The following is a 6,650-nucleotide window of genomic DNA, read 5'->3' as shown; positions in this document are numbered from 1 at the left end:
GATGGCGGTGGTGAGCAGCAGTACCCAGATCCAGAACTCGCTGGAATACCCGGGAAACATCCACGGTCCTACTGCCGTCGGCAGCAGCATCAGGCGGTGGGTGAGTGCCGCCCAGAACCACCAGTGACGACGGTATCGCAGGTGATTGACCATCACGGCTGCGACGAATTGCATGAAGAGCATCAGCGTCGGCAGTGCTCCAAGAATTCCGATGTGGAACTCATTCGCACCCATCGACCGTATGTATGCGATCGTCGCCGGAGAGGTTGTCAGTTGCGTATATGCGGCGGCCAGGCAACCAGCGACAATGATCGCTCGCTTTGCACCGTTCAGAGACCACACGATGGTATTTCCAAGGGAAGACTTGAAGAATTACGAGTGCCGGAGCATCGAAATCCGTTCATGAGGGGAGTTGGTGTGAGAGGAGGAGGGGCGGGTTCTATCATGGGACGCATGTTCAGGGAATAGCGATTTGGACAGGATTTTCTGTCGCATTTCGGTCTTCCGCGAAGGCGTCCATACTTGTACCGAGGTGGGGTACCTCAGGCTAGCACTTACTGCAGAAACTCAGCTGAATTCGTGTTTGTCGTGTCGCTTTTCCTGCCGGCTGAACGGCACATGACTGCGCCATTCCTGATCGAGAAGCCCTGCAACAAACCCGTTCACAGCATGGCCCTTACGGGGGACACGGGGATGACACGGCTCAGGGGATCAGGTTCGCCTTCAGGAAAAGAACTTCGACGGCCCTCACGTAATCAGCATTGTCCTTCTTCGCAAATCCATGTCCTTCGTTATCGGCATAAACGGTCCAGACGGTACGGTCATTCGCGCGAACTTTGCTTGCAATCTGTTCAGCTTCGTAAAATGGGACGCGAGGATCGTTCCGTCCGTGGACGACAAGCAGGGCGGAGCGAATCTTGTCTGCATGGTTCAGCGGGCTGATCCGTTCGAAAAACGCTTTCATCTCGGGCAGGCGTTCATCCCCGTATTCAGCACGCCGCAAGTCCACCCGGTAACCAGCCGTTTTCTCCAGGAAGGTGACAAAGTTGGCGATCCCGACGACGTCGATTCCCGCTTTGATGCGATCTCCGAAATGCGTCAGCGACGCCAGTGTCATGTAGCCCCCGTAGGAACCCCCGGCCACGGCGATCCTCGATGCATCGAGTTCCGGCTGCTGTTCGATCCAGTCAAGCAGTGCTCCGATGTCTTTCACGCTATCTTCGCGTTTCTCGGCGTTATCCAGCTTAAGATACGTCTTCCCATATCCGCTGGAACCTCGCACATTCGGGCAGATGACAGCGATTCCCAGTTCGTTGAGGTAGTACTGGATGTTGGGTGAGAAGAACGGCTGATACTGCGCTTCCGGACCACCATGAATGCTGATGTAAACGGGGAAGCGGGGCTCGGTCCCTCCCTGTCCGGTCCTGGTCTGTTCCGGCTTGAGGCGCGGCTGGAAGTAATACGCGGGGATCATCCGTCCGTCGAACGTACGGTATCGAATGCGAGTCGGGGTGACGAAGGATTCGGGGTCCAGACCACCGACTTCGCTGAAGGTCCACCGGGTGAGTTCGCCCGTTTCCAGCAAAATGGAATAAGCATCAGGAGGGGCATCGGGGCGTGCGAGTGTAAAGCCGATGCGCTTGCCGTCGGCGGAAAAGTCGACTCCGGAAATCACACCGAGCGGGACCTGAAGTTCACGTCGGGTCAAATTGCCTTGAGCCAGCAGAAAAAGTCGCGTGGCGCCATCTTCATTGACGGTCAAGGCCAGCTCGCTCGTGACCCGGTTGACCGCCAATTCGTTCACGTCCCATTCCAGGTCCGTGGTTAACCACTGGTAGGAATGGGTGGATCGATCCAGTTTGGCCAGACGCCGGAACTCGTTTCCGGCATCACTGGTGAGGAAGATCGATTTGCCGTCAGCCGAGAATGCCATCGTCCCGAAAGCGGCTTTTTCGTCCGATGCGAGATCGGGTGGCACTGGAAGATCCGTACGGGCTCCGGAGTCAATATCCAGCACGGCGGGATAGGTCTCATTAATCGAGACATACCGCGAAATCAGGACCTGCTTTCCATCGGGTGACCAGTCGTGTGCGTGCCAGGTCTGATTCTCGACTTGCATCAGCAGCTTTGTCCCGTTCGGCTGCCCCAGGTCACACAGGTACAGATCGCCATCGCGCCCGTTCCGGCGATTACTGGAAAAGAGAAATCGATTTCCGTTCGGGTCCATGGCACCCAGCCTGTTTCGACTGGTTCCGTCCGTCAGCAGAGCGGTCGTGTACTGTTGGCGATCGAACAGATAGATCTGATCATTTTCATTGCCACCCCGATCCTTCAGCAGCAGGATTGAACCGCTGGCGGACTGTGGCAGGAATCGTCCGGTAACAGGTTCCTCCGAGAACGTGATCTGCTCCCGCCGACCTCCGGGAGTATAGACCCGGTGAAGTTGAGACGAGTTACCAAAACGGGTGTTAATGAGGATTCCCGTTCCGTCTGAGGCCCAGCCTCGAAATGCCGCTCCGCGAACGTTCTGGTATTGCGCCAGTCGCTCAAGCATCTCGGGGGGGACAATGGGGACATCCTGCGCTTCGATCGCGGCGGGTTTCCGCGGATCGGTCTGGGCAACTGCTTCGTTGGCCGCGAAACGGACCGCTCCCAGGATCATCGAGAGCCACGTTAAGCTGAGTGTCCAGGTCTTCATAGGGTCTCTTTCATGAACTGCGAATGGCGGTTCTCGATGAATTCGTCTCGGCGATGCCGACAGAATCAATGTCTCTCTTCGTGTTGCGTGGGACTTCGGGCCTTCCGAAGTTCAGCCCCCTGCGTCCATTTCGGCAGCGATCTGAATGTCGTAGAGCGTCCTTCCGCAATCCGCCGTACTGAGGGTGAGGGGGGCGAGGGTCAGTGGGGTCAATCAGGTAGTGAGACGCCCGCCAGTCGATGAACGGCTTCCCATTCTTCACGAGTGACGGGTTGAATGGACAGCCTCATCCCGCGCTTCATGACGAGCATTTTGCTGGTTGTGTCGTCTTCGGCCAGCATGTCCCGGGTGACGGGTTCGGGGAACTTCTGGATCAGTTTGACATCGACCATGAACCAGCGGGGGTTCTCCGGATTTCCCTTTTCGTCGAAGTACTTGCTTTGGGGATCGAACGCGGTGAAGTCGGGGTAACTCGTGCGGACAATCTGCATAGTGCCGAACACCCCGAGCGGTTCCTCGCGGCTGTGATAGAACAGCACCTGGTCCCCAAGCTGAACGTCATCTCGCAGAAAGTTGCGAGCCTGATAGTTACGGACGCCATCCCAGGGGGCGGTCTTCCGGGGCGATTTCGCCAGATGTTCAATACCGAACGCGGAAGGCTCGGATTTGAATAACCAGTATCGGCGTGGCGATTCGGCTGCTTTGTCTTTCTTCATGCTCGCAAGGACTTCCCTGTAATCAAACTCAATCAGTACGACAGCCTAGTGTCAGTAATACATTGGCCCAGAGATGCTGATCAGCGGTCTGGATCGTCAGGACATGGTCGCGGGACGCGACGGCTTCATAGAAGGCCCATTTGTCGATCGGTTCAAGCTCCAGCGTCGATCCCGAGTCGGCCAGAATGCGACGATAGTCGGCCCAGACGACGGGGTCCCCTTTCAGGGCGTAGGGATCATCAGCCGGAATTCCCATGGTGTTGATGGCATCGATGGGAATGGCGGTCAGCAGGGTCTCGAGAACCTGCGAGACCGTCACGATTCCTGGAGCCAGGTTCAGACTGACCAGCCGGGCATTGGGCCCCAGTGTGGTGGACGCGGGATAGTTTCCGTCCGCGATCAAAACCTTCGCGTGATGGCCTGCGCGAGCCAGGATTTCCAGAATTTCTGGATGCAGGAGTCGGTGCTTAAGCATTCAGGCGTTTCTCTGTTATGCAATCTCGAGGCGATTGGAACGACACAAGGGGACGGTAAGGGTGGGAGGGTTAAATTCCCAGTTCCTGCTTGACCTCCGAGAAGCACTGGATGGCGAATTCCAGATCTTCACGGGTATGAGCGGCAGAAACCTGGGTACGGATCCGCGCTTTCCCCAGCGGTACGACGGGATAGCTGAAACCGATCACGTAAACACCCTTCGCCAGCATCGCATCGGCGAACTTCGCAGCCAGTGCGGCGTCTCCGAGCATAATCGGGGTGATCGGATGCGTTCCCGGAGTGATCGTAAATCCGCGACGGGTCATCTCCGTACGGAAGTAAGTCGTATTCGATTCCAGCCGATCGCGCAGCTCTGTTGACTGGGTCAGCAATTCAAGTGCGGCAAGCGAGCCTGCCGCAATGATGGGCGCCAACGTGTTGGAGAACAGATAAGGGCGAGACCGTTGACGCAGGAGATCGATGATCGGCTTTCGTCCGCTGGTGTATCCTCCACTCGCACCACCGAGTGCTTTGCCGAGTGTGCCCGTCAAGATATCAATACGGCCCATGACTCCCTGCAGCTCGTGTGTTCCCCGTCCCGTGGGTCCGGTGAAGCCGACGGCGTGTGAATCATCGACCATCACCAGTGCATCATACTTGTCGGCGAGTTCGCATACGCCGGGCAGGTTGGCATACAGCCCGTCCATGGAGAAGACACCGTCGGTCGCGATCAGCTTGAAACGAGCCTTGGCATTCGTGGCTTCGATCAGCTTTGCTTCGAGGTCCGCGAGGTCGTTGTTTTTGTAGCGGAACCGCTGCGCCTTACAGAGGCGGACCCCATCGATAATACTCGCGTGATTGAGTTCGTCGGAGATGACAGCGTCTTCCGCGCCGAGCAGGGTTTCAAAAAGTCCTCCATTGGCATCGAAGCATGAGCTGTACAGAATCGTGTCGTCCGTTCCCAGGAACGTAGAGAGTCTGTCTTCCAGTTGCTTATGAACGCCCTGTGTTCCGCAGATGAATCGAACCGAAGCCAATCCGTAACCCCACTCATCGAGGCCCCGGTGGCCTGCCTCCCGAATGGCGGGGTGCTGTGCCAGTCCAAGGTAATTGTTGGCACACATGTTCAAGACGGGCTTCCCGTCCGCGACACGCACGAAGGTTCCCTGCGGCGTCGAGATAACGCGTTCATTCTTGTAAGTTCCCGCCGCTCGGATTCCATCGAGTTGGCGGGAAAGATGCTGCAGGAACGCTTCACTCATGGTTCAGCTCGCAAGGGAGTGGGGCGGCTTGAGGTGTCTTTCTACTAAAGTAGAGAGCCCTGTGCCGTGAGTCGAGTCACCTTGTCGGGTTTCTGATGCACACCCCGGATGTCGCGCGCTCGGCCGGCTCCCGAGTCACGTGCCCGTTCGTCAGAGGACTGTCAGAGGCGAGCCGCAACTCACGTCGGGTGATGAAGCGCGAGCGACTTGCCGGGGAAGCCCGGGCAGTACCCTGGAGATTTCCAGGTGCTTTCCTGAGGGAAATCCCCTGGTGCGACGTTCCACAAGCCTTGCGCAGGAGTCGCGCGCTGTGTGAGGGGATTGTTGAGGCTCGCGAGTACGAACCCTGTCGCGGGTGACGCTTTGTTACTGAAACCCGGATCCCTGACCGTCGCTGGCCCCAATGACTTTCCAGCCGCGGGTCACCGGATTGAAGTGGATGCGCCCCCCGCCGAGGGTCGCTTCACCGACCCGGGTGAGTCGCGCGGTCTGCTTGCCCTGTGCGTTGAGAATGTACAGTGACGTTGAACCGTCGTAGATGATCTCGTCGGCGGACGCCGTGAAGCGACGTCCATCAACCTGACCTTCGACTTCGGAATTCCCCCGGCAGATCATCTCACGGTACTCGACAGGGTTGGATTTCGACTTGGGGTGATTCAGGAACTCGAGCGAGCTGCAGCGGAGTGTTCCCGCGCGAGAGGGAAGGTTGTCTGGATCGACAATATCGTTCGGCGAATTGACCGGGCCATAAATCACTTCAACCCGGTCATCGATGGTGACACGTTGGCGGTCTGAGTTCCCACTCAAGTGCCCATCGACACGTCCTTCCAGTTTTCCCTCGAATTGAACGCGGGTGTAATCCCATTCTGAAATTTCCACCGGGATCGGGCGATTCGCCTGACTTGTCTCACGGGGTGAGATTGCATGGCTCCCCTTTTGTTGCCGGCGCCAGACCTGGACCTGACCTGGTCCCTGAGCTTCAATATCACCCGTTTCGTGATACCAGGTGAACTCACCGACCCGGCCACGATACTTGTCGACCAGTTTTCGTTCGACGTGGGTCGAATTTTCAAAACGGACGTTCTCACGGCAGCGAACCAGCCGAATCGCCGGTTCCTGCGTCATGTTGTCCGATTGAAATGAGAGTCGTTCCTGAAGCTGGACGTTCATCTGTTCGCACAGCATCGAGGCCTGTCCCAGTTTCGCTTCGACCCGGCCGACGAAACGGGCTTCGAGACCGTCGAATCGCATCGCTTCATCCCACCGGACGTTCAAGTCCCGGTTACCCGTTTTTTCCACCCCCGGAACTTGTGCCTGATCGGGGATCGCAATCTTCATCCATCCCGACCCTTTGACCTTGGCTTCGTTATCGCCGCGGTTGAGGTAGATGTCTTTCCCTTCCAGGCGGAAGCGATGATCGCGAATCTGCGCGGGTTTACCGGTGATCTCGATGACTTCGCGTTGGACACCCTGATTGTCCAGTTTGACGACGTCCCCTTC

At 57.5% G+C, this 6,650-nt stretch carries 5 protein-coding genes and 1 pseudogene; all 6 read right to left on the bottom strand.

All coding sequences use genetic code 11. The annotated features are described in order from the left end of the window. Nucleotides 1–342 (bottom strand): annotated as a pseudogene (locus VGE80_RS00275) (MFS transporter); the annotation flags it as partial. 361 nt (nt 343–703) lie between these two features. Next, a complete protein-coding gene (locus tag VGE80_RS00270) occupies nt 704–2,698 on the bottom strand; it encodes a S9 family peptidase (protein ID WP_397571687.1) in 1,995 nt (664 codons plus the stop codon). Nucleotides 2,699–2,907: 209 nt separating this feature from the next. Beyond that, entirely contained in the window at nt 2,908–3,414 is a 507-nt protein-coding gene (locus VGE80_RS00265) for an EVE domain-containing protein (RefSeq protein ID WP_397571686.1), read from the bottom strand. Nucleotides 3,415–3,442: 28 nt separating this feature from the next. After that, a complete protein-coding gene (locus tag VGE80_RS00260) occupies nt 3,443–3,889 on the bottom strand; it encodes an RbsD/FucU family protein (RefSeq protein WP_373650023.1) in 447 nt (148 codons plus the stop codon). A gap of 70 nt (nt 3,890–3,959) precedes the next feature. Further along, nucleotides 3,960–5,150 carry a glycine C-acetyltransferase gene (locus VGE80_RS00255; RefSeq protein ID WP_440591255.1) on the bottom strand — a complete coding sequence of 397 codons (1,191 nt, stop codon included), beginning with the start codon at nt 5,148–5,150 and terminating at the stop codon, nt 3,960–3,962. A gap of 366 nt (nt 5,151–5,516) precedes the next feature. Further along, the coding region (locus VGE80_RS00250) for a hypothetical protein (RefSeq protein WP_440591254.1) at nt 5,517–6,650 on the bottom strand (1,134 nt) is incomplete at its 5' end.

This window comes from Schlesneria sp. (assembly GCF_036405755.1).
Taxonomy (GTDB): domain Bacteria; phylum Planctomycetota; class Planctomycetia; order Planctomycetales; family Planctomycetaceae; genus Schlesneria; species Schlesneria sphaerica.
This window is presented reverse-complemented; position numbering and strand designations above follow the sequence as displayed.

What these genes read in the sequence shown, in the direction of transcription:
- VGE80_RS00270 (WP_397571687.1), bottom strand. Translation starts at nt 2,698, where the DNA reads ATGAAGACCTGGACACTCAGCTTAACGTGGCTCTCGATGATCCTGGGA.
- VGE80_RS00265 (WP_397571686.1), bottom strand. Translation starts at nt 3,414, where the DNA reads ATGAAGAAAGACAAAGCAGCCGAATCGCCACGCCGATACTGGTTATTC.
- VGE80_RS00260 (WP_373650023.1), bottom strand. Translation starts at nt 3,889, where the DNA reads ATGCTTAAGCACCGACTCCTGCATCCAGAAATTCTGGAAATCCTGGCT.
- VGE80_RS00255 (WP_440591255.1), bottom strand. Translation starts at nt 5,150, where the DNA reads ATGAGTGAAGCGTTCCTGCAGCATCTTTCCCGCCAACTCGATGGAATC.